At 73.1% G+C, this 1,040-nt stretch carries 1 pseudogene; it reads left to right on the top strand.

The annotated features are described in order from the left end of the window. Window positions 1-85: 85 nt before the first annotated feature. Window positions 86-1,040: pseudogene (locus tag AOK09_RS36280) on the top strand (ABC transporter ATP-binding protein); the annotation flags it as partial.

Here is a 1,040-nt window from a genome sequence, read left to right as displayed (position 1 = left end):
AGATGTTCCGCATCCAGGCGCAGCGCTTCGCCGCGGGCTACGACGATCTCGACGCGCAGGACGAGCCGGAAGGGGCGGTGGCACGGTGAGCGACCCGAAGGACCCGAAGGACCGGCTGGTACTGAAGGACTACCTGCGGGTGTGGGCCGAGCTGCTGCGCCTGTGCTGGCGGAACGATCCCGGGCACACCGCCGCCGCGCTCGGGGTCCGGATCGCGGGGGTGGGCATCTTCGCCGGGATCAGCCTCGCCCTGCGTGCGACCGTGAACGCCTCCCAGAGCCACCTCGTCACCGCCGCCGCCGTCGGCGCGGTCGGGGCGGCCGTGGCCTACTGCGCGGACTGGGCGGTCTTCGGCAGTGCCCACAACCTGCGCGTCGTCGCCGCCGAGAAGGGGGGCATGACCGAACTCGACAGCACCATCGTGCGCAGCATCACCGGCATCGAAACCCTCGACCACCTGGAGCAGCCGGAGTTCCTGGACCGGGTGACCCTGCTGCGCGGCGCGTCGTGGGAGGTGATGGACTCCGCCTGGGCATCGATCGAGTCGGTGCTGCACGTGCTGCGGCTCGGTGTCGTTCTGGCGCTGCTGGGGTCGATCAGCCCCTGGCTGCTCCTGCTGCTGGCGTTCGCCGCCGCCCCGCTCTGGTTCGACTCGCGGGGCCAGCGGCTGACGCGCGCGGCGCACACTGCGACAGCCGCCCAGGTGCGGTTGCAGCGCGGCCTGCTGGAGCTGTGCACCACGGCCGGTCCCGGCAAGGAGGTCCGGGTGACCGGTGCCGCCCCCATGCTGCTGGAGCTGCAGGCGGAGGCGTGGGAGTCGGCGACGCGGACCCGGTTCCGCGCCGAGCTGCGGGCCGCGCTCTGGAAGGCGGCCGGGTGGCTGCTGTACAGCCTGGGCTACGCCGCCGCCCTGGTTTTCGTCGTCTCCCGCGTCGGCAGCGGCCACGCGGCGGTGGGCGACGTGGTGCTCGGCATCACCGTGGCCGGCAATCTGCGTGCGGCGGTGTTCCAGGCGGTCCAGCGGTCCAGCGAGGCGGCCG

This window comes from Peterkaempfera griseoplana, assembly GCF_001418575.1.
GTDB classification, from domain to species: Bacteria; Actinomycetota; Actinomycetes; order Streptomycetales; family Streptomycetaceae; genus Peterkaempfera; species Peterkaempfera griseoplana.
The sequence above is the reverse complement of the archived record's forward strand: the minus strand, read 5'-3'. Positions and strand labels throughout refer to the sequence as shown.